This window comes from Paenibacillus sp. FSL H3-0302 (genome assembly GCF_037982245.1).
In the GTDB taxonomy this organism is placed as follows: domain Bacteria; phylum Bacillota; class Bacilli; order Paenibacillales; family Paenibacillaceae; genus Paenibacillus_AQ; species Paenibacillus_AQ odorifer.
The window spans coordinates 3,681,223-3,702,990 of record NZ_CP150284.1; the positions used below are offsets into that span (position 1 = coordinate 3,681,223).

The 21,768-nt window shown below is 43.4% G+C and carries 21 protein-coding genes; 3 read left to right on the top strand and 18 right to left on the bottom strand.

The window, feature by feature from the left end; genetic code table 11:
* Positions 1–40 precede the first annotated feature (40 nt).
* From MHH50_RS16230 to MHH50_RS16275, 10 genes are all read right to left on the bottom strand, one after another.
* Positions 41–979 (bottom strand): alpha/beta hydrolase, encoded by a 939-nt coding sequence (locus MHH50_RS16230; protein WP_340033136.1) that lies wholly within the window; start codon positions 977–979, stop codon positions 41–43.
* A gap of 278 nt (positions 980–1,257) precedes the next feature.
* Positions 1,258–1,470 carry a DUF896 domain-containing protein gene (locus MHH50_RS16235; RefSeq protein ID WP_036676956.1) on the bottom strand — a complete coding sequence of 71 codons (213 nt, stop codon included), beginning with the start codon at positions 1,468–1,470 and terminating at the stop codon, positions 1,258–1,260.
* Between the two features lie 62 nt (positions 1,471–1,532).
* Positions 1,533–1,949, bottom strand: a complete 417-nt coding sequence (locus MHH50_RS16240; RefSeq protein WP_248548678.1) for a MarR family transcriptional regulator — start codon at positions 1,947–1,949, stop codon at positions 1,533–1,535.
* A 189-nt stretch (positions 1,950–2,138) separates the two neighbouring features.
* Positions 2,139–3,233 carry a HAMP domain-containing sensor histidine kinase gene (locus tag MHH50_RS16245; protein ID WP_036676951.1) on the bottom strand — a complete coding sequence of 365 codons (1,095 nt, stop codon included), beginning with the start codon at positions 3,231–3,233 and terminating at the stop codon, positions 2,139–2,141.
* 81 nt (positions 3,234–3,314) lie between these two features.
* Positions 3,315–3,953 (bottom strand): ABC-2 transporter permease, encoded by a 639-nt coding sequence (locus tag MHH50_RS16250; protein ID WP_076126625.1) that lies wholly within the window; start codon positions 3,951–3,953, stop codon positions 3,315–3,317.
* A 17-nt stretch (positions 3,954–3,970) separates the two neighbouring features.
* Positions 3,971–4,606, bottom strand: a complete 636-nt coding sequence (locus tag MHH50_RS16255) for an ABC-2 transporter permease (protein WP_340033137.1) — start codon at positions 4,604–4,606, stop codon at positions 3,971–3,973.
* Positions 4,599–5,468 carry an ABC transporter ATP-binding protein gene (locus tag MHH50_RS16260; protein WP_076126629.1) on the bottom strand — a complete coding sequence of 290 codons (870 nt, stop codon included), beginning with the start codon at positions 5,466–5,468 and terminating at the stop codon, positions 4,599–4,601. The genes MHH50_RS16255 and MHH50_RS16260 overlap by 8 nt, the downstream gene beginning before the upstream one ends.
* Entirely contained in the window at positions 5,465–5,845 is a 381-nt protein-coding gene (locus MHH50_RS16265) for a GntR family transcriptional regulator (protein WP_076126630.1), read from the bottom strand. Before MHH50_RS16265 ends, MHH50_RS16260 begins: the two co-directional genes overlap by 4 nt.
* A 156-nt stretch (positions 5,846–6,001) precedes the next feature.
* Positions 6,002–6,679 (bottom strand): succinylglutamate desuccinylase/aspartoacylase family protein, encoded by a 678-nt coding sequence (locus MHH50_RS16270; RefSeq protein WP_076280406.1) that lies wholly within the window; start codon positions 6,677–6,679, stop codon positions 6,002–6,004.
* Between the two features lie 180 nt (positions 6,680–6,859).
* Positions 6,860–8,158 (bottom strand): alpha-glucosidase/alpha-galactosidase, encoded by a 1,299-nt coding sequence (locus tag MHH50_RS16275; RefSeq protein ID WP_076132990.1) that lies wholly within the window; start codon positions 8,156–8,158, stop codon positions 6,860–6,862.
* A 257-nt stretch (positions 8,159–8,415) separates the two neighbouring features.
* Here MHH50_RS16275 and MHH50_RS16280 point away from each other — a divergent pair, with 257 nt between their 5' ends.
* Entirely contained in the window at positions 8,416–9,279 is an 864-nt protein-coding gene (locus MHH50_RS16280) for an AraC family transcriptional regulator (protein ID WP_340033138.1), read from the top strand.
* Between the two features lie 10 nt (positions 9,280–9,289).
* Here the strand turns inward: MHH50_RS16280 and MHH50_RS16285 are convergent, their stop codons facing one another.
* Positions 9,290–9,814 (bottom strand): GrpB family protein, encoded by a 525-nt coding sequence (locus tag MHH50_RS16285; RefSeq protein WP_076184982.1) that lies wholly within the window; start codon positions 9,812–9,814, stop codon positions 9,290–9,292.
* Positions 9,815–9,859: 45 nt separating this feature from the next.
* Positions 9,860–11,080, bottom strand: a complete 1,221-nt coding sequence (locus MHH50_RS16290; RefSeq protein WP_076126637.1) for an MFS transporter — start codon at positions 11,078–11,080, stop codon at positions 9,860–9,862.
* Between the two features lie 281 nt (positions 11,081–11,361).
* On the opposite strand from MHH50_RS16290, the gene MHH50_RS16295 reads away from it, so the two are divergent.
* Both MHH50_RS16295 and MHH50_RS16300 read left to right on the top strand, forming a co-directional pair.
* The gene (locus MHH50_RS16295; RefSeq protein WP_175620034.1) at positions 11,362–12,048 is read left to right on the top strand and encodes a GNAT family N-acetyltransferase; all 687 of its coding nucleotides are present in this window, start codon (positions 11,362–11,364) and stop codon (positions 12,046–12,048) included.
* A gap of 24 nt (positions 12,049–12,072) precedes the next feature.
* Complete coding sequence (locus MHH50_RS16300) at positions 12,073–12,381, top strand: DUF4190 domain-containing protein (protein ID WP_036676925.1); 309 nt, start codon at positions 12,073–12,075, stop codon at positions 12,379–12,381.
* Positions 12,382–12,456: 75 nt separating this feature from the next.
* Here the strand turns inward: MHH50_RS16300 and MHH50_RS16305 are convergent, their stop codons facing one another.
* The 6 genes from MHH50_RS16305 to MHH50_RS16330 form a co-directional block, all read right to left on the bottom strand.
* Entirely contained in the window at positions 12,457–13,647 is a 1,191-nt protein-coding gene (locus MHH50_RS16305; protein ID WP_076281760.1) for a Ger(x)C family spore germination protein, read from the bottom strand.
* Entirely contained in the window at positions 13,640–14,743 is a 1,104-nt protein-coding gene (locus MHH50_RS16310; RefSeq protein WP_076280404.1) for a GerAB/ArcD/ProY family transporter, read from the bottom strand. Before MHH50_RS16310 ends, MHH50_RS16305 begins: the two co-directional genes overlap by 8 nt.
* Before the next feature lie 37 nt (positions 14,744–14,780).
* Positions 14,781–16,451, bottom strand: a complete 1,671-nt coding sequence (locus MHH50_RS16315) for a spore germination protein (protein ID WP_340033139.1) — start codon at positions 16,449–16,451, stop codon at positions 14,781–14,783.
* A 172-nt stretch (positions 16,452–16,623) separates the two neighbouring features.
* On the bottom strand, positions 16,624–18,822 hold the full coding sequence (locus tag MHH50_RS16320) for a DEAD/DEAH box helicase (RefSeq protein ID WP_340033140.1): 2,199 nt from the start codon (positions 18,820–18,822) through the stop codon (positions 16,624–16,626).
* Positions 18,819–20,138: an ATP-binding protein gene (locus tag MHH50_RS16325; RefSeq protein ID WP_076126647.1), complete on the bottom strand. Its 1,320-nt coding sequence runs from the start codon at positions 20,136–20,138 to the stop codon at positions 18,819–18,821. The genes MHH50_RS16320 and MHH50_RS16325 overlap by 4 nt, the downstream gene beginning before the upstream one ends.
* Positions 20,139–20,153: 15 nt before the next feature.
* Positions 20,154–21,710, bottom strand: a complete 1,557-nt coding sequence (locus MHH50_RS16330) for a TerB N-terminal domain-containing protein (protein WP_076281758.1) — start codon at positions 21,708–21,710, stop codon at positions 20,154–20,156.
* Positions 21,711–21,768: the final 58 nt, after the last annotated feature.

Genomic DNA, 21,768 nt, shown 5'->3' on the forward strand with positions numbered 1-21,768 from the left:
AAAAGAAAAGCCTGTATTAGCAGGCTTTTCTCATTCATTCTTACTTTATCTCTCCCATAAAGCTTCTAAAGTTCTCGACGATATCTTTGGATCGGGTATGGTGCAAATAATGCTCCCCATCAAGCAACATCAATTTCCCGTGTAAGGAGTCTTTAATCTGTTCTTTATGCAGGGATTCCCAGCCTGGAACATCCGTATTTTCTTTCACTAGGAAGAAAATAACAGGAAGATCTTTTGGGAAATTTAATGTTTCCGTGGCTTTGAAATTACTTTTAAAATGCTCTGCTTCGCTGATGATATTTGGATTCATCATGTTTTTAAGTGAAATCATTCTATTTTGTTCTTTAGTTTCCTCATCATCACTCTGTGTAACGATTTGGGCTGGATTGAGCTTTACCAGCAATCTCATAAATCCTGAGTTTTTAAGCAGCTTATAGGTTCCTGATGGAAATTCTTCATCGTTGCCCCCTTGTGTGGGTACGCTGCTGTCGATGCCTACGAATGCACTAACTTCGTTTTCGTATTTGTTCACATAGTCCAGTCCGTAAATTCCCGCTATAGAATGTCCCATCAGAATATAACGATCTATCTTTAATTCTTGTAAGGCTTCATGAAGCTCACTCACGATATTGTCGACCGTTCGTTCTTTTGTGGTGACATCGCTTAGTCCATAACCAAACGGCTCAACTACTACAACTTTATAGAAAGGAGTCAGTTCATCTACAAGTGGTTTGAAATCAATTACTGGTGATGCGGTTCCAAACCCTGGGAGTAACACGACTGTTTCCTTGCCTTGCCCTTGTATGGTAACATTCATCTTTTTCCCGTCGACAGGTACAAGCTGACCATAGGGTTCTATTTTTCCTTTCTCCACTTTATTGCTGATCACATTGACTGTAAAAACGATGACCAGAAAAAGTGCTATGAGTATGACTATAGCGACTATTACTTTAAGTAAAATTAATAATGTTTTTTTCATACTTTCATTTCCTTCCTTGGTGTTTCTTTTAGTTTCTCCAACTTCTGCACCCCTTCATGTTATCCCTTATCTTTTGTCTATTTCATTCTAACAATCCAGTCTTAGATCCTGTGTAACGCAAGTTTAATTGATTCTTAACTTTCACCAGCTCCTAATGATAACGAATTAAGCTTCTGTTAAGATTTATATAACAAAAAACACCTCTAGATATCCGTCGATTAACCATAGGCTAATCTAACGTTATCTAAAGGTGTAGTTTCCACTTATTAGTTCATTGATTATTTACGCGCTGCACGAAGCTTCTCAGGGGTTACATCGTTTCCATCCGGATCTAAAATTGTCACTCCAGAAAGACTGTTACGAACTTGTCCACGAATTTCACGCAGATAGTCTTCACGCAATGCGATCTGTTCAACCCATTCGCCTTGTGTCAAGCCTACTTCACGTTCTTTCTTAGCTAATTCATTGATGCGAGTCAAACTTGTAATCATCTATGTTCCTCTTTTCTTAGTTTTAATTAGCTTACTAACGGTTATGGCGATTAGTTCCAGATTCAAGCTAAATTATCGGCCATTTGTTTCATAAGTCTTCTTAATAATAAACGCTCTTCAGGTATAATTCCGGCTAGTAATTTATCCAGCTGTTTGTTCCAGATCTGTTCCACAGGTTCGCAGAGATTACGTCCGGCTGGGGTTAGATACACTCGGCTAACTCTGCCATCTTCAGAATCTCTTTTTCGAACAACAAACCCATGATTTTCAAGAGATTTCACCATATTTGTTATGGTTGGAGGCTCACAATTCAAGCGTTCACTTAGCTGTATTTGTGTCATTCCATCTGTTCTCCATAACCGGCATAATAACTGTTCTTGACCCACATGAAGATTAAGTTCTCTAAGCAGCTCTGCATAATCTCTACGCATTTCCGCTGATATTCTATCCAGTAGTTCCCTTATCTCATCTTCTATCACAGATATTTCCTCCGTACTGCCTTACAAATTACTTAGCAAGCTAATAATATCACGATTTATTAAAAATTTCAAATAAATGTCCGGTAACGTTCATCCTGTCTGCTGACCAAACCATTAAAAAAGGAGTAAAACCACAAGATCACATAGATCTCGGCTTTACTCCTGCTCAGTCGACACTTGACTTCGTTCTCAATTATTTTGTGGAAGCCGTACTTCAAACATCGTCCGCACTACACTGCTTTGTGCAGAAACTGTTCCAGCATGTTGTTCCACAATGTTTTTAGTGATAAATAAGCCCAGTCCCGTACTCCCTGTGGGATGCGTTCGCGCTCGATCCCCGGTGTAGAACATATCAAAAATACGCGGCAGCTCTTCCGGATCAATACAATCTCCATAGTTAATGATCTCAATAACGACTTCATTTTCCTCTAAATACCCATGAATATCAATAAATTGACCGTCGCTTCCATATCGCGCTGCGTTGGTGAGGAGATTCTCAAATACACGTGCCAGCAGCTCACCGTCACCCTCTATCTTCAGAGGTTGGGTTACATCCAAGCGGGAAGTAAGACCATTTTTCTCAAAAACGGGATATAACTCTTCATTTAACTGCAAAAGAAGCTCACTCAGGTCGATCGAGGTTTTTTCAAGCGTAAGCTTACCATAGTTCATTCTTGTGATTTCAAATAGCTCATCAATTAATTTTTCCAAACGTTGAGATTTAGTATAAGCGATCGTTGTATAATGTCTGGTCTGTTCTGGCGTTAATTCATTGTCCTTCAGGATAAAATCCAAATAACCTATAACGGAGGTAAGTGGTGTACGCAGATCATGTGCCAGATTTAATACAAGTTGATCTTTACTGCTCTCCGCAAAGTCGCCCCGCTCAATAGCTTCCTGAAGATGGTCAATAGCCAGATTGATATCATGGCCAATAAGGCCGAATTCATCTTTAGATGGGATATCTACCCGCTCCGAGAAATCACCCGACGCCAGCTGATGGATCCCTTTCGAGATTTCCTTGAAATAATTTGCATATGGTTTAGTAAATATAAAAAAGAATAAGATGGCCAAAGGAATGAAGATAATCAAAAACGCATTAACATCACCGATATCCCGCATCAAGTAGCGAACTTTAGTCAATGGATTTTCTAATAAGACCTCTGATCGATAATATCTCTGCAGAATTTTATAGATTGAAAAGGTAATTCCACCGGATACAAGCATACTGGCCATCAGCAGCATAATCATTTTTGTGCGAAAGCTATAGATCATTTTAGGCATTGGTTGTATACCCTTCCCCTACTATTTATCTTTGTAGTGACAATGGTATATGAATTCATTCAAAATCTCAAATCCTTCGAATCAAAGATCTTTCCGCACAAAAATCCGCAGAGAAATGATATATGAACAGCTAAGCAAGAATATATAAGCCAGCCCTAGGATTATAAAGGGAATGACCGTACCTTTCACTCCAAAACTCAGCCATCTGTTCACATCAGGTATCCACTGGATCAAAAAGCTAAACACGTTCGGTCCAAACATAACAATCATCATAAAAACAAGATTAACCACTTGCGCTCCCTTTGCCCCTAACCAGTAATGAATCGGTAAATAAAGCATCGCAAGGAGAGGGAAAATGGATAACGTAATACCAACCTCTTGCCAAAAATGAGGGGTTACGGCTTTACCTGTTACAATAATCAGGAGATAGGTAAAGGACGTGGCTGCCAGCCCAACAAGTGCATACGGAAGGATCGAAAAATATTTGGCACGGACAAGCTCTTGTCTCCTTACAGGGAGATTAACGAGAAACCGTTGCGTCATCTGCTGAGTATCCATTGAGCAGGAGCTTATCAATAACAGCATGGGTGGCATTACCGTAAATAAACTGAAGCTATGATAGTTCGAGTAAGCTATAAAAATAAAAAAGGGGATTAGCAGCATCAGAAATTTACGCAGAAGAATGAAGTCTTTTTGAATTAAAAAAAATGATTTATACACTTTACGTCCTCCTTAGCTTATAACTCTTTCTTGCTAAACAATCGTAGTGAAATCCTATAAGAGCAGTACAATATGGAGAGATAAACAATCCCTATCAAACCAATCGACAACAGATGATCCTGCAGCTTTATGTCGGTAATTGTTAAGAAAAAGGATGAATTTGAGAGTGAAGATCCAGTGTTCAGGGTGGTAATCGTTATTACTACATTAAAAAGGATATTGAAGTAATAGTTTTTGGAACCAAGCCAATAATGAATCGGCAGATAAATAGACGCAGCCAAAGGAATCATAAGTAACGTTAAAGATACCCCTATCCAATAAAACGGGCTAATGGAATATCCAAATGAAAAGGAAATTAGTAACAAAGCTAAAGAGCAAACCAAACCGATGAAACAATAAGGAATAAGTGATAAGTATTTAGCCAAGATAATCTCTTGCCGTCTTACTGGTAACCCTATCACAAACTTTGTGTTGTTATTCTGTGCATCCATAGAACAGGAGTATACGAGCAACAGTAAAGATTGAAAAGTAGCAAACATGCTGGAGTTATCCAGTTGAACATATGCGATGAACAAGATACTCAAGAGAAATATAGGGATAAAATTCCGCAGGAGAATAAAATCTTTTCGAATCAGCAACAAGAGATTAAACATACAAAGCGTTTCCCTTTACCGTAAAATACATGATTTCTTCCAGAGTAGGCGTTTCGCATATGGCATGACCTCTAAAGAAGTGTTCCCCCTCAGAGCGATTGTTCAGAAGACCCTCGAAACCAACTTCCGTCTCTCTAAGCCCGATGAACCATTTTCGTACATCCCGATCAAGCAACTCTTTATTGCCTTTTACCAGCATATATTTGTTGGCTAGAGATTCTTTCATTTCATTAAATACTAGGTGCCCTTCGTTCACAAAAACAATATAGTCCGCGATCCGGTCCAAATCAGTCGTATTATGCGTTGAAAAAAGAATAGACTTCTTCTCATCTTGGATATGCTCACTAAGCAAATCAAGCAACTCTCTTCGGAATATAGGATCAAGTCCTGCAGTAGGTTCATCCATAATGAGCAGATCTGCACCATGTGATAAGGCAATGGCGAGCGAATACTTCATTTTCATTCCTTTGGAGAGCTCCTTAATCTTTTTCCGCGGGGAAAGCTTGAACATCTCTATGTATTTCCTATACGTTTCTTGATCCCAACGACTATAAAAAGGAGCAATAATCTTACTCATCTGATCGATGGTTAATTGATCGTAAAAGTAATTTTCATCGGAGACATAGCCAATCCGATCCTTATTCTCTGCTTCATGGATAGACATCTCCTGGTCAAAAATCTTGACGCTGCCATGATCAGGAAACACCATCCCCATCATCATTTTTATTAATGTTGTTTTCCCTGCCCCATTCGGTCCAATTAGCCCCGTGATATACCCTTCTTTAATACCGAACGTAAGTTCGCATAGGCTAAAATGGCCATATTTTTTAGATATTTGGTCCAATTGAATGACTTCTTTCATTCTGTCTCCTCCTCATAAAGCAATTTCAACATCTCACTAAACTCAGCAAAATTAATCCCCAGCATTTTACTCTCGTCGATAATCTCCTTCATTTTGTTCTCCATAATCCGTAGCCGTTGTTCCCGAATAAACTCCTGATCTGCACCAGAAACAAAGGAACCTTTCCCCACAATTGAATTGATAAGCCCTTCTCTCTCCAGTTCTTCATAGGCTCGTTTCGTTGTAATTACGCTAATCTGCAGCTCTTTGGCTAATAGCCGGATAGAAGGTAATGGGGTGCCAGACACTAACTCTCCTTGCAGAATCATCTGGCGGATCTGGCTGACAATCTGTGCATAGATGGGTTCACCGGAAGTGTTGGATATCAATATGTTCATGGAATCGTGCCCTCACTCCTAGTTTATGTGTTATCAATGTATATATGTAATATATACACTATACCCATTGTTGTCAATTAACTTTCTAGTATCGGCGAAAAAGCTGATTCCTAGGATCTAAGAACCAGCTTACACAGTTATCAGATATTTTCTCTATCACAATAATCCCGCACTTTTTAAAAAACGGCTAACAATATCTATCTGATAGCGAATCCGTAGCTCACGATCAAGGCTCCAGCAGGTTTCCACAGTAAATGCTTTAGCCCCTAATATACGGGTAACGGCTGCCCTTGAGGAGCCGGGGCGCTCCCGTAAACGGATATTAAAATGATAAGCGGTTTTGGGAATCGTTCGATTAATGCCTTTGATGACACGTTTTGCTGTACCTGTTCCTCGGCTTCCCGGAGTGACGATGATCGACTGGCCAAGTCGCTTCGGATTTTTTTGTGACAACCCATTTGCTTCATGAAGATCCAGAAACCAGGTGGGACGATATCTTAGTACTAGCTGTAGCAAAGCTGAAGCTAATGGATGTTTTGCCGCTGTTTTGCTAGAACGTGGAAAGGTGCGGTTTAAATCGGGTACACCTCTGATCCGTTTGCGGTAAGCTTTTTGATTCATTAGAGGTACTACAATGATCGTGCCCCGGTGTATATACAACCTTCTCTGGTTAAAACGTTCTACAATGATCTGTGCGGCACGAATACTTCCTGTCTCATTCCCATGTATCCCCGACACCACCATAAAGACAGGACCAGGAAGCTCACCTCTAATCACATAATAAGGAGTAGCATAAGCTGTGGACGATGCTAAGGTATAGCTTTCAACGATCATAAAGGATCACCTCCACATTTAGATAATCCATATATGTGTATTCCGATGTCCCCCAGTTGTCCTAGACAGATAAGCAAGAAGAAACGACGTGGTCTTTTTTAAAGATAGCATTCGTTTTTCGTAGAAATACAATCAAAAAAAGCCTGATTTCTCAGGCTTCCTTAGTCCTAACTAGTTAATTTATTTATACGCCGGGAGCCAGTCTCCATGGGCTGTGATCAGCTCGTCGCACATATTTGTAATGTCATCCATCGACAATTCAGCTGCTGTATGTGGATCAAGCATTGCGGCGTGATAGATATGCTCTTTCTTATGGGTAATCGCTGCTTCGATCGTTAACAACTGTGTATTAATGTTTGTACGATTCAGTGCGGCGCACTGTGGAGGCAGATCTCCCACGTAGGTCGGAGTTACTCCGCTTCTATCTACTAAACAAGGGACCTCTACACATGCTTCTTTTGGCAGATTGGTGATGAGACCTGTATTCATAACATTGCCACCTATTTTGAAAGGCACATTAGTTTCGATAGCTTCCATAATATAAGACGCATATTCATGCGAACGTTCATGTTTAAGTTCTTTGTTATTAACCAATTCTTCACGCATTTGTTGCCAACGTTCAATTTGATCTACACAGCGGCGTGGATACTCGTCGAGTGGAATTTGAAACCGTTCGATAAGCTCAGGGTAATTACGTTTGATAAAATAAGGATGATACTCTGCGTTATGTTCCGAAGATTCCGTAATGTAGTAACCGAATTTAAGCATCATTTCATAACGGACCATGTCTCCGTGATGTTCTTGTTGCTTCTCAGCGGCACGGCGTTTAATTTCCGGATACAAATCCTCGCCGTCTTTAGTAACCTCCAATAACCAAGCCATATGGTTAATCCCAGCGATCTTAGCCTGAACACCTGTCTGATCCATACCCAGATGCTCGAACAAGCCCGGAATACAATGCTGCACACTATGACATAATCCCACCGTCTTTACACCGCCATAGGTATTCATCACATTGGTCAGAACTGCCATAGGATTCGTATAGTTCATAAAGAGTGCGTCCGGACAAACCTCCCGTACATCCGCGGCAAAGTCCAGCATCACTGGAATAGTACGCAGGTTACGGAAAATCCCACCTATGCCAACTGTGTCCGCAATCGTTTGCCGCAAGCCATATTTCTTCGGAATTTCAAAATCTGTGATGGTGCAAGGATCGTAACCTCCCACTTGGATTGCATTAATGACATATTTAGCTCCACGCAAAGCTTCTTTACGATCCGTATAGGATTTCACAACACAAGTGCTGCCGCTGCTCTCTTTTATATTATTAAGCATATTCTCGGAATCTTTAAGGCGTTGTAGATCAATATCATACAGGGCAAGTTCAAACCCTTGCAGGGCTGGCGTTCTCATACAATCTCCCAACACGTTTTTGGCAAATACGGTGCTACCCGCTCCGATAAATGTAATTTTAGACATGTGAAATATTCCTCCTTATAGGTGAGGTGAACGGTATTAACATCGCAGTTTTATGGAATAGAGTAAACTATAATTCCCTTATAAACACTAGGATGTCAGATCATAACCGTCTGCTCTCTTCACTAATCACTATAAATGAGAGCGGTCCCAATGAGTATGGAGAAATACAAGAGATATATGGACGTTTGTTGCATTTGTATATTCAATCCTATAATCTAAATGTATTATAAAAGCAATCTTGGGGAGGTTCTAAGTAAATGGCTTCAGAGCATTATCATTTTACAGCAGGGTTTAATCTGGCTCCCGATGATCATGACCTATCTGTATTATTCAGCGGAGAAGGCAAGCCCGTTCCTGGCCATAAAATGGGCCCCTCTGTTCATGATTACTATCTCATTCACACAGTAATTGACGGTGAAGGTGTTTTTCAAAGTGGCAGTAATTCGCAGGGATGTAGTAAGGGGGATACCTTTGTTATTTTTCCGGGGGCGTTATTTAGCTATCAGGCAGACATGGATCGTCCGTGGACATATGTATGGGTGGCCTTACAAGGGGAAGCGGTTGAACAGCTACTACACGAAGTGGGAATTACAAGGGACAAGCCAATAATCCACTTAGATAACCTAATAGAGATACATAAAGTATATGAACATATTCGTTTATCCTTTCAGCAATCTGCTTATCCTCGACTGGAGAGCTTAGAAGCTTCGGGTTGGCTGCGGCTGCTAGTGCACAAATTCGGTATTGCGAACATAAGTTCGCTCCCCTCTCAATCGATAGAATTACCGGATGTTATCGACCGTCAGATCGATCAAGCGATCCGTTGGATTTCTCTACAGTTTCATCAACAGATCAGTATCGACCATATGGCATCGTCTCTAGGCTATCATAGGGCGCACCTCTCTAAAGTCTTTAAACAAAAGATCGGCATGTCTCCCAAACAATATTTATTAAAGGTTCGTATGGATAAAGCAAAAAAACTGCTAGGAGGCACGCTGACCATCGACCAGATCTCTTCCTCGGTCGGTTTCAATGACGCGTTATACTTCTCCAAGCAGTTCCGTAAGTGGAGCGGCATGTCTCCCAGTGAATTTCGAAATCATCTTCGAACGGGCAAGTGATTGATGTATCTTACGTTTCTTTCATGGCTTTAGATAAAATTGAGCTAACAAACGTTGTCTTTCCTTCACAATAAGCATCAATGTCATAACGATGTTGTTCTGCCAAGCGTTGTTTGACCTCTGCATACGCTTGACGCGCTGCTGTATTCGATCGCAGATAGTCTCTGAAAGCGATATGCTCCAAGTAGCCTTTTCCATCCTTAGGACATACATACAGATGATATTTCATAAATCCATCATCCTGAAGTCTTTGAAACGCTTCTCTTCCCTCTATTCCCAAGTTCCCTTGGTGTTCATATCCATGCTGTTGTAAACGTTCTATGATTTGTGGGAGTACATCGTAGCTGTCCATCACAAGATCAAGGTCGATGATAGGTTTAGCAGCTAGCCCTTCAATCGAAGTACTGCCCACATGCTCGATAGAAATAATAAGATCTCCGACATAAGATAAGAGCTGTTCTTTTAATCTATTGAATTCTGCCTTCCACTCTGGGTTATACGGGACAACCTCTATAACTTTCGTCTTCTCAGCGATGATCAAACACCTCCCGGGTATAATAAAAGGTACTGTAATCCGTTTCTAGCTAGTCTCTGGTATATCCTCTTTCTCGATCACTCTATATACGATCCATATGCATAAAGCGGCTACAACTAGCGTTCCCCCCATTAAGCAGACACCACTCCAGCCCCAATGCTGCCATGCAAAACTTCCCAGCGTGGATCCAATCGCTCCACCTGTAAAAGTGCTGACCATAAAAACAGTATTAATACGACTGCGAGCCGCTGGTTCAAGTGCATATATCCGTGTTTGGTTACTGACCTGTGACCCCTGTACCCCAAGATCCAGAATAATAACTCCAGCAATCAAACTCCAGATCGTAAATCCGGCTAAACCAAAAAATCCGTAAGCAATTAAGGTAATTAATAGTAGGATTCCTACAATCTTTTTAGGAGCAATTCTGTCTGCTAACCTCCCGATAAATGGAGCACCAGCAGCACCTGCTACACCAATAAGACCAAACAATCCTGTAATAGAGCTACTGTAGTGATAAGGTTCTCCTTCCAGAAAGAAAGCTAGAGAAGTCCAGAACACACTAAAGCCGCCAAACATGCAGGCCCCAATTAAAGATGACTCACGAAGCGTCGAATATCTGCGAATCAGTTGCCCCATTGATTTCAGCAGATCTGAGTACGAGGAATTATTGTCTGGTTTCGTTGCCGGGATTAGCCGATAAAGAATAAGGGATAACAATAACATGACTACTGCGGCAATCCAGTACATCGCTCTCCAGCCAAACATATCCCCTATAATTCCGGATATTGTTCTTGCTAGCAAAATACCAAAAAACAATCCGCTCATTACAGTGCCTATAACCTTCCCCCGCTCCTCCGGTAAAGCTAACTCAGCCGAGAGAGGAATGATGACCTGCGGCACCACCGTAGTTATGCCGATAGCAAAGCTGGCGATATACATCCAAGTGAGGTTTTGTGCGGTAGCGAAACCAATTAGTGACAGTGATACAGCAATAAGAAGTCCTGATATCAGTGTTCTGCGTTCACGAATGTCACCTAGTGGAACAAAAAATAACATTCCCAGCGCGTAGCCGATTTGAGTAAGCATCGATACATATCCCACTGCGTTAGAGGAAGCATTAAATGTGCGTCCTATCTCAGCTAGGAGCGGCTGATTATAATACATATTTGCCACGCTTAGTCCTGATGCAATGGCTAGAATTAGGATGAATTGCTTAGATAGACCTTCTCCTACACGAACAGCAGCGCCTGTGATAGATTGTGTCATGAAATTATGTGCCTCCGTTCACGTATGCTGCTTCAAACAGCGAGCTTTATTTTCCCTAATATATTATAACAGCCAATGTCAACCTTCCTTCTTCAATAGATTAATGATTAGTAAAGGAAAAAATATAAATATCTGCATAAGTACAATTTATAGTAAAATATATAAATCTGAGCTAGGAGTGGATGGACGTGCACCAGAACGAACGAATCATAAACAAATTACAAACGAATCCCTTAAAGAATGTAAGCTTGTTAAAAATGTTAAACTCCTTCCACGAAGTCATGGAAACACATCTAGTTGAGCATGGTGATCAGTGGGGTATTGTATTACTTCTTCCAGCCACAGCATACGCATATGATCATAGGGTATATCCTCAAGCGGATTACATCGTATTTTTGGATTACAGCTGCCCCGATATATTTCCAGCTTTACTACCACTGCTCCCAGCACAGGCGAAGCTTGTTTTTAAACTACAGGATGTGAAGTACCAAGAGGCACTGTCTGCGCATTTTTCTTTAGAAAAAACTCGGGGGTTTTTCTCTTACAGCACAACTGAGGGGTTAAGGTATAGTAAGGACAAAGAGGTGTCAATCAATCATTCATTTGACGACAGACTACTTCCACTTTGGGCTGCTAACCATTACAATAAGGAAGAAATTGAGGAATATTTCCAAAAAGGAGCGTTTTCCGTTTCAATCTTTCAGGGCGACAATCCGGTTAGTACCTGCCTAGCGTTCCGAAATGAAGAGCAGATTTGGGAAATCGGCGCTGTTCATACTTTAGAAGCATTTCAAAGATACGGATACGCGAAAATGGTAGTTCGCACAGCCATACAAGAAACGTTAGAACGAGGCTTTATTCCACGCTATCACGTCCTTGAAAGAAATCAAGCGTCCATTCGTCTAGCTGAATCTATTGGACTTGTCCCTTGTGTGCAGCTAGAGCACTGGATTAACTACATTCAATAACAAACTCTATTGGAGGTGATTTTAATGAGCTATCCACCAAACGACAATTTGAACTATTATCAGCCTCCACCCCCTCCGGCACCGACGAATGGCAAATCAATCGCTGGTTTTGTCTTGGGAATCCTCTCTATTGTTGTGCCTTATATTGGTTTTCTGTTAGGAATTATTGCGATTATTCTATCCGCCTTATCGCTGAAGGAAATCCGTAATCGTTATGAACAAGGCAAAGGCCTAGCGATTGCAGGCCTGGTATGTGGAATTGTGGGCACGCTGATGTACGCAATTATTATATTATTCGTCGTTGTGTTTGTTTTTGCAGCTTCTACTTACTAACCACGAAAAGGATCTCAATAGCCATCATCGGCTGCTGAGATCCTTTTCGAGTTAACACGCTATCAAGTGAACCCTTCATTCAGTCGTGGAACCAAAATCGGTGATTTTAAGCTTAACATCAAAGGTCAATGGCATCCGAATAAATTCCTCGTCCCAATGATCCTTGATCTTTTTCCAAACCTGCGGTTTTTCTATGCTGAACCAATTTCCGAACCCTGCCACATCTACTTTATAGGTGGAATGCATTTTGTGAATAAGAGCATTGATTTTTTCGGTTAATCTCTCCTCGAATATCTTCTCCAATTCTTTGAAATAGGCAACTTCCGCGGAATGCTCATTATCATCCCAATTCTCAATAAGACGTCCATCAGACTCAATGGCTACATGAATAGAGAACTTCTCATCCGCAGTCTCCTTCAGCGTAATCTTGCTCTTAACTGATTTAATTTCATAAGTAATCGCTTCATTCAACTGATTATAGGTTTTAATGCTCCCACCTTTTATGTCCCCTTTGATCCAGGCTATACTCTCCACATCCTGTTGATCAATATTGCCAATCCACTGTCCTGTGTCTCCCTTGATAATACCTGCTCCGGAAAATTCCACCTCACCCTGTGCCTCCACGATGTTTTGTAAAACAAAGCTTTGCCTGGAGTACATAAGTGCATCTAGATTAGACAACGTTATGCCCTTCATAACTTTACTGGTTCTGAAGTGGTTATGAATCATGTCTGCCAGACGAAAAGATGGAATCTCCTCCGAGGTTGTTTTAAGTGTGTCGGACGCAGGCCCTTGGCTAAGAAATATAAGACAGCTAGGGCGGATATCATTATCTCGCAGTAAAAAGTCCATTAGCCGTCTGATCTTCTCCTGTTGCACCAGTTTCTCAGATATGACAACAACCTTGAGGTGATGACCTATAATCGGACGGTTCTTACGTATTGAGATTTGGCGGAATATCTCAAGCAGAGAATCCCCTGTCTCAGAAATATTGTGATAATGAGTTTTGGGTGTTGCGCCATCTTTGCCAGTGTTTCCGAGTATTTTTTCAGGCACAATTTGTACCGTAGCCGTCAATTTATTTTTCTTAAAATAGCTTCCTCCGAGTTCCTCAAACTCCCGTTCGACTCCTTTCGGCTCCCCCTTGTCAAGCGCCAATCCCGTATAAACACTCAAGTCTTCAATCTCCTTACTGCTCCAGCAGCCAGACTGCGTAAGCAGAATCACGATTACCAATAGTAGGCGAATACCCCGCTGTCTAAACATTCTGCTTGAGTCCTTTCTTCCTAATGATTAATACAATCGACAATAACAGTGGCAGCATTATAAAGATCAGCACACCCATATAGCCAATCGCATCACCAAGACTAAAGACATCATTGATGCGCTGAGGGATCATCGTACAGATGAAGATGATGGGCATTAAAGCGAACATAACCGGATGGATCTTTAGGTGGAATACCTGGGAGATGCCAAGTGATGCATTAAAGAAAAAGCTGCAAAAATTACAGAACATCTGCATCAGCCAAATGACGAGCAACGGAAATTCAAATCGTTCAAAAAAGAACCCTGATATTTCAAAGCTCCGTACCAAATCTATCGTAGGCCAGGTGCTGGTGATTACAGAATTGATGGATAGGCCGCCGATAACCATCACAACAGTAACCAGATACAGTACCAGCGGGATACTTAAACCGACCATCATTCCTTTGACCGCTTGCTGCGGATGTTCCATAAAGGCCGTCATTGTCATCACAACCTCACAACCGGTAAAGATCAGGATGCTCGACTTCATGCCTCGGATCACCGGCATCAGCCCTTCACTCAAAAAAGGACGTAAATGCTGGATATCAAATATTCTGGCACTTAAGATATAACAAATAATCAGGATAAAAATACTGATCGGAAATACAATCTGAAACACGCGGGCCATGGAATTAATCCCACCATAGACCAAATAAGTGCCCACCCAGATGAACGGCATTACAATTGCCCAGATCGGAGTTCCTTCCAGAAGAAAGAACAATGTTACTTCCGCCAGAACGCGGATTTCGAAACCCGCAATCACAATAAAGTAAAGAATCAATATTGTACTCATTACACTGCCTGGAAGATTCCCAACAATTCTTTTAGAATACTGAAAGACAGTCTTCCCTGGAAATTGCTGGCTAAGCTTCACCATAACCAATATGACCAAAGATACGATGACACCTCCCAGCACTACTGAAATCCAGGCATCGGGAGTTTGCACAGCCTTAACAACATTTCTGGGCAAAGTCAAAATTCCCGCACCTAGCATTGAATTGGTCAAGATTATAGAGGCCTGCGAGGTTGTGATCTTATCATCAGTTCGTTTAAACACTGTGGTCTCCCCTCTGCTCCTGCTAAGAATACATTCTCTAGGACCTGCGCTTTTTCTTCTGGGTCTTCAGCATCTCCGGTCTTCGCTTCATGATCGATAACGGTGCACGAACGAACAAATCCTTCCAGTCACTTAAGCGGAAAGGGGAAATAGGGGTGACGTAAGGAACTCCAAAGCTTGAAAGCCGAGTCAGATGACTGCAAATAAGCAGGAAGAAAAGGATGGTTCCGAACATGCCCAGGACCGCCGCAAATAACATGCCTGCGAATCGTAAGATCCGGAGAGTAATTCCCGCACTGTACATCGGTATGGAAAACGAAGAGATCGCTGTCACGGCTACAACAATTACCAGAAACGGACTCACAATACCAGCCTGTACCGCGGCATCTCCAATGATTAGACCTCCGACAATCCCCATTGCCGGACCTATGGGCTTCGGCAGCCGGATCCCAGCTTCACGCAAGATTTCAATGGAAATTTCCAGAATCAACACTTCAATTAATGCAGGAAAGGGTACACCTTGGCGTGTTTCGATAATGGAGATCGCCAGTTGTGTAGGAATCAGTCCCGGATGAAAAGAGATAAAGGAAATATACAGCGCCGGAGCCAACAGAGCCAGAAATGATGCGCAAAACCGGAGTATCCGCAAAAGTGTACCCGGAATCCAGCGCTCATAATAATCCTCAGGAGACTGCAAAAGCATACTGAACGTCACTGGAACAACGAGTGCAAACGGTGTGCCATCCAGCAAAATCGCGACTCTTCCCTCTAACAAGGAAGCAATTACCCGATCGGGTCTTTCCGTATTCTGTGTCTGCTGAAACGGGCTTAAATAATCATCCTCGATCAACTGTTCCACATAGCCGGATTCCAGAATAAAGTCCATATCAATTTTGGAGATACGTTCCTTCACTTCCTGGAGCAGATCAGGATTTACAATGTTTTTCATATAAGCGATAACCAGGTTCTTCTTGATTTCGCTGCCTACTTCAACCATTTTCATTTCTAGATTCTTATTAAGCCCTTGGCGCCGCAGCATAGAGGTATTCTCACTAAGCACCTCGGTAAAGCCAATCCGAGGCCCACGCAGTAAAGCCTCCGAGGTTGGCTCAGTAATCGCGCGCACGGATCCATGCGGAGAACCCACCAGCAACATCTCACGCATGCCTTCGACAATCAGCGCAGTGTATCCGAATAGGACAAACTCCTGCAGTTGGTCTAAATCCTTGGCTTCACTAAGCTGAGCTAAGGGGAGCATATTCTGTTTCAAGTAGTTGTATATTCCTTCTGAAGCCTGCGTTTCGCCGGCATACATCAGATTCTGCAGCACCTGCTGATTGATTAGCTCCTCGTGCTGCATCCCCTCTACATAGACCAATGCGGCACGTGCCTGTACACCTTTAACTGAGAATTCACGAAAATGTACATCACTGTTTTCCCCCAACGCCGTTTTTATCGCTGTCAGGTCGGCATCATAGTCCTGGGTAAAAGCAGTAGACACAGGAGGCTGCGGATTTACTTCCCGATTGTCATTCTTCTTCAGTTCCGCATCCTGTGATTTGGCCTCTGTTTCCTTGGAGCGTCCGCTTCCAACATAAAAATACAAATGCCTGTAAAGATAAAAAATCCCTACGGGAAAGAGCAGCGTAATCGCCGCCTGCATAAAAATTGTCCAGTCCGGAATATAAGAGACTATTTTAGGCCACATCGCAATCATCCTCTATAGGAATCTGTTAGTACTATTCTCCTTCCACCCTATTCTTATGCAACATTTGAAACTTAAGGAAAGTTCATATATCAGCATTGGTCCGGACATAACAAAACGCCCGCATAAGCGGACGTCTGCAATTTAGAGTATTTTCAACAGGTACTGCTTAAGGTTAATTAGGTTGCTGCCACTGCTTTAAAACTTCAATCAGACCCGGGACATCTAATCCATCCAAGGAAAAAGCTTTGCGCAGCAGCTCATGCGGTATGAACTCATCGTATTTTCCGAGGTAGGGTGCTTCATCTGGGGATAACAATGATAATGGATCTGTGGCAGCCATACTTTCGGCAATGATCTCTGCTTCCAGCGTTTCTGCATCTGTTTTACCCGCAACGACCATATAATAAGGTTCCATGGGAACGATAGAACGCAGTCCCAGAGAGCTCTTCAGGTTGTTCTTCAGAAGGCGCTCCAGCGTACGGAATTGCCGACTACCGGCCCAGGGCAGAATAAACATGGAATCTCCACCCGCCGGCATAACGGACCGCACAAGCATTCCGCTTTCCTTCGCTAAACGACGGGCTCGTTCGAGCCGCGCAGCCGCACTCGGAGCTAAATACGGATACAATGAAGTGGCTCCTAAGATTTCACGGATCTTATTCATAATGCGTGTATGTACATCCCCACCCGCACCAAGCCACAACGTATCTACTTTGCCGCGTGAGGTTTTCACATAAACGGCTTTATGGCGATTATCCACCTCTTCTACCTTCCAAAGCTTACCTGCCAGAGTAAAACAGTAGCCTGGTGGTGGAACCGTTGTGATCGATCCGATTTCCTCAGTCCCGTTATAGACCACATGCTCTTCATCATCTTTGAAGACCGCGTAGAAGCGGAAGTTATTCACGATCTTCTCTCCCGCCATCCCGATGATCAAGCTGCCTTCGTCCATCTTCTCAATTTGTCCCATGCCTAACATATAGGTCATGAAAATATCATAATCAGTAGGATCTATGGTTTTAAACGAAGGCAAACTCAGAACCGCTTCTTTTAAATCATCCGGTTCGGCCTCACCCATACTTTTCAAAATGCTCATCGTCTGATGGTACAGCAGTCCAACTGGCAGCTGACGCACGACCAGGGGTTCCACCCATTTCTCGCGCACATATAGCTCAATTACCGCTATCGCTCGAAGCAGTGTCCACGGCATCCGCGCCGGAAGCTGAGCTTCCTCGTCCTCTTCCTCGGGCGTGACAAAGATCATCTCGGATGCAGCGTCTCCACGCCTGCCCGAGCGGCCTAACCGCTGCACAAAGCTTGCGCAGCTATAGGGAGCGCCGACCTGTAGCACTCGCTCCAGCTCGCCCAGATCAATACCCAGCTCCAGCGTCAATGTCGCTGCGGCAACAGCCGGTCCGGTGCCTTGCCGCAGCGCGGCTTCCGTCTCTTCACGCAGCATCGCGGAGATGCTGCCATGGTGAACGTGAAATACATCCCGTTCACCACGCTTCGCGGCCGTTCTCCGCATCTCTAGGGTCGCCGTCTCCGCATCTGAACGGCTGTTGGTGAAGATCAACGCCTTCTTCAGATGCGTATGATCATAAATAAAATCGTAATAAGACTGCTTCGCACGTTCTAAATGCTCCGCCTGCACCTCATCCCGTGCATCCGGGAAAGAGAAATGCTCCACACTTAAACGGAGCTTACGCCCGCCTTGTGGAGCGGACACTTCAACGCTCTCCCGCGTGCCCGCCGCCAGCCACTCTGAGACAGAAGCGTAGTCACTCAGCGTAGCTGATAGACCGATTCTGCGAGGATGACATCCCGCCATTCGTGAGATTCTCGCCAGCTGGCTTAACACCTGGATCCCCCGGTCAGCTCCCATAAAGGCATGCACCTCGTCAATGACAATAAAACGTAGATCATGGAACAACGCTGGTATAGCATTCGGGCGGTTCATCAACAATCCTTCAAGCGATTCAGGGGTGATTTGCAGCACGCCTGAAGGATTCTGCACCAGTTTTGTTTTATCGGCTTGTGGTACATCTCCATGCCAGTGCCACACCGGAATGTTGCCTTCACGAAGCAAATCATTCAAACGTGTAAATTGATCGTTGATCAAAGCTTTCAAAGGGGCGATATACAAAATGCCAACCGAACCGGAAGGACGTTCATACAGCTCAGTAAGCGCAGGGAAAAAAGCTGCCTCTGTCTTACCTGAAGCGGTACCTGAGGCAATCAGCAGATGATGCGGGGTATCAAAAAGCACCCGGCAGGCATCCACCTGTGCCTCACGCAAAGTCTCCCAGCGGTTCTTATAAATAAACTCTTTAATGAAGGGAGCCAGCCTATAGAACGGATTATCACTCATAATTCAAACTCCGCCAGGAATCCATCCAGTTCATTTTGCTCAGTCTCAGCTGGCTTAGCCGTTTTTTCGCCCACTAGCTGTTCAAAAGTAATCTCCGGATGCTGGTGGAGCGTATGCAGCAGATCCATGAAATCACGAACTACCTCCCGTGGAGTCAAGAGTTCTTCAGCCCCTAATCTTCCAACCGCTTCCTCCATAAAATGAACCAATTGTTCCTGTGATAAACGCGCTTCATAACCATAATGTAGGGCGTGAATCTCTTTAAGCTTTTGCAGCAGTACCAGAATTTCCTCGTGTGATAACATGTCCAGTGCAATGATAGGTCCAGTATAATTGTTCAGACCCGCCGCCCCGTACCGGCCAGCAACCAATCGCGATCGCAGTGCCTCATAACTAAATAATCCACGCCGTCCATCTTCCACAAATTGCGGTGTTCCCCCTATAAAAATCCCAAGGTTCTCTGCCTTCCCCTGCATCGTATCATTGAACATGGTAAGCAGCTTTTCATAGTTGCTCTGGCGGGAAATACTGTTCGTAATTTTATAGAGATTGACACCTTCATCAATAAACAGCAGCAGACCTTTATAGCCTATAGCCGCAGTAAATTCCGCCCAAAGCTTCATATAGTCATACCAATTATCATCATCAATAATTACGCCAACTCCAAGCGCTTTGCGGGCTTCTGTCCGAGTTGCAAATTCTCCTCGCAACCAGCGAAGCGAATCCTGTTTCTGGTCATCATCGGCCAGCTTGTGTGCATTCCAATAAGAGGCGAGCACTTTGGCAAAATCAAAACCATGCACCAAACCACGCATTTCAGAGGCTACAGCGTAAATTCGCTTCTCTACTTCTTCACCAAGCTGAGGGTGATCAGGCCCATATTCCTTCTCCTGCATCACGGACTGCTGTAGCGTAATAATCCATTTCTGCAGGATGATCTCCAATGCTCCACCATCTGGACGTGTGCGGGTCGATAAATGGCTCATTAGCTCCCGGTAAGTCGCTAGGCCTTGTCCTTTAGTTCCTACTAACCTACGCTCAGGGGACAGGTCAGCATCTGCTACTACAAAATCCCGATCCATCGCGTAATTACGGATCATCTGAAGCAGAAAGCTTTTACCGCTGCCGAATTTGCCTGTAATCAGCTTAAAAGCTGCTCCACCCTCTGCAATGTTCTCCATATCTCTTAATATGGCTTCAATCTCCGGCCGACGGCCAACGGCTATGTGCTCTAGTCCGATACGCGGAACAACACCAGCCGTCAACGAATTGACTAGCGCAGTTGTCATTCGTTTAGGTATTTTTAATTCACTCATCCAAAGTTCACCTCATTAAATATTGCGCAGCATAGAGATATATTCCTCAACAATGTCTTCCCCCTCAATGATCAGATCACCAAGAATGTCCATTGCGATTTCATTAATCTCATCAATTAGAAGCTCTGACATCGTGCCATTAGCAGCTGCCAGCTTCAGTAAAGCTTGACTTCCATCCTCATCCAAAAGAGCAAGCAGTGCTTCCCGTTGTAGTGGACTTAAAGCATTGGCAAACTGTTCTGCCTCCGATCCTATGCTAACCGCTTGAGCTTCTTCAATCACCTCTACAGGCAACAATTCTTCCTTACTATCTTGTATTGGATCGATTTCACCGATAGTTGCTTCGAGCTCGCTAGCCTCGTAATCTTGCTCGTCCATATTCTCAACCGTAAGCATCGTCCGTACAATTTCAGAATCACTTTGCAGGCGTTCTAGCTTCTCAGGATCTATGACGACTGTCGGCCCTTTGTCTTCCTGTGTCTCTTTAAGGTACTCACGCTTTAGAAAACGAGTGATCAAATCGTCCATATCGGCATCTACATTAATACCTTTAAGTCGTCCGCGGTAGCCCATCAGTTCCCGGAGTTTATTCTCAGTCAGACGAAATAGCCTTGTAATCAGACTGCGAAGTGGTGGAGATTTACTAATACGTACAACCGGTATAAGAACAGAATAGCCATATAATGAAATATCATATACGGCACTTCGGAATAAATAACGCTCCCGCATCACCGCTGGTCCAGGCGGAAACATTTCAACTAGATTGGAGCCGTGTTTCCGGGTGACATAAGCATTAATTAACGCCACGACCTGCGGAATGTATTGTTCAAGAGCCTCATTGCCTTCTCCGATGTAGAACTTGGATTTACTAATATCATAGTCCGACATTGCCGTTAATACTGCGAAGGTTAGCTGCTCAGGAGCAGTCGTCAGTCCTCTCATTAATTCAAGCTCCGCCAGATCCCCAGCAAGACCACGTGAACGAGCCACAATGATAGAAAGCGGGACATCCAAATGATGTACAAAAGAGAAGTCCGCGATCCAGCCGCCAAGATATTGATCCAAACGTTTATAACTTTCCCGGTAAGCTTCCCAGATCAGATTTAGCTGCCTATAGCCATCATTAGGGTCAGTCCACCCCACGCCATTAATAAGCTCATATACATGCAGAAAAATATAAGAAAGATCTGTTTTCAGATATCTGCCTTGTCTAACTTCATTCCGCCAATAAAAATACCATCTGCTTTGCGTGCCTGTCATATGGCCATATGTAGGCCAGTAACTCTTAAAAGGAACAAAAAGCGCTGAGTCCTCAGTTTTTTCAACTAATTCCTTCGCTCTTGTTACGAACTGCCCTTCGGTGGTAGTCACAGGCTCCGGCGTTTCCATCTCTGTATCCCAAAGCTGCAGCTGTAATGAAGGTTCAGGGGTTGAATTTGTTTTGCCATTATTCTTAGAAGATGACTTAGGCAGCGCAGGTTCAGGGGAATTTCGCGGTGGAATCGGTACATTTTGTTCCGTACTTTCCCAGACTAATTCTGTGAAATGCGGTTGCTTCCTATCATTACTCATGTGCGATCGCTCCGTCCTTATAAATAAGGATTAATGTAAAAAAACGGTCCTGTTCACA

Excerpts from the sequence above, each read along its gene's own strand:
- MHH50_RS16270 (WP_076280406.1), bottom strand. The coding sequence starts at position 6,679 with ATGATCGTTGAAAGCTATACCTTAGCATCGTCCACAGCTTATGCTACT.
- MHH50_RS16275 (WP_076132990.1), bottom strand. The coding sequence starts at position 8,158 with ATGTCTAAAATTACATTTATCGGAGCGGGTAGCACCGTATTTGCCAAA.
- MHH50_RS16235 (WP_036676956.1), bottom strand. The coding sequence starts at position 1,470 with ATGATTACAAGTTTGACTCGCATCAATGAATTAGCTAAGAAAGAACGT.
- MHH50_RS16255 (WP_340033137.1), bottom strand. The coding sequence starts at position 4,606 with ATGTTTAATCTCTTGTTGCTGATTCGAAAAGATTTTATTCTCCTGCGG.
- MHH50_RS16290 (WP_076126637.1), bottom strand. The coding sequence starts at position 11,080 with ATGACACAATCTATCACAGGCGCTGCTGTTCGTGTAGGAGAAGGTCTA.
- MHH50_RS16245 (WP_036676951.1), bottom strand. The coding sequence starts at position 3,233 with ATGCCTAAAATGATCTATAGCTTTCGCACAAAAATGATTATGCTGCTG.
- MHH50_RS16300 (WP_036676925.1), top strand. The coding sequence starts at position 12,073 with ATGAGCTATCCACCAAACGACAATTTGAACTATTATCAGCCTCCACCC.
- MHH50_RS16315 (WP_340033139.1), bottom strand. The coding sequence starts at position 16,451 with ATGTGGCCTAAAATAGTCTCTTATATTCCGGACTGGACAATTTTTATG.
- MHH50_RS16295 (WP_175620034.1), top strand. The coding sequence starts at position 11,362 with ATGGAAACACATCTAGTTGAGCATGGTGATCAGTGGGGTATTGTATTA.
- MHH50_RS16265 (WP_076126630.1), bottom strand. The coding sequence starts at position 5,845 with ATGAACATATTGATATCCAACACTTCCGGTGAACCCATCTATGCACAG.
- MHH50_RS16320 (WP_340033140.1), bottom strand. The coding sequence starts at position 18,822 with ATGAGTGATAATCCGTTCTATAGGCTGGCTCCCTTCATTAAAGAGTTT.
- MHH50_RS16325 (WP_076126647.1), bottom strand. The coding sequence starts at position 20,138 with ATGAGTGAATTAAAAATACCTAAACGAATGACAACTGCGCTAGTCAAT.
- MHH50_RS16280 (WP_340033138.1), top strand. The coding sequence starts at position 8,416 with ATGGCTTCAGAGCATTATCATTTTACAGCAGGGTTTAATCTGGCTCCC.
- MHH50_RS16230 (WP_340033136.1), bottom strand. The coding sequence starts at position 979 with ATGAAAAAAACATTATTAATTTTACTTAAAGTAATAGTCGCTATAGTC.
- MHH50_RS16305 (WP_076281760.1), bottom strand. The coding sequence starts at position 13,647 with ATGTTTAGACAGCGGGGTATTCGCCTACTATTGGTAATCGTGATTCTG.
- MHH50_RS16330 (WP_076281758.1), bottom strand. The coding sequence starts at position 21,710 with ATGAGTAATGATAGGAAGCAACCGCATTTCACAGAATTAGTCTGGGAA.
- MHH50_RS16260 (WP_076126629.1), bottom strand. The coding sequence starts at position 5,468 with ATGAAAGAAGTCATTCAATTGGACCAAATATCTAAAAAATATGGCCAT.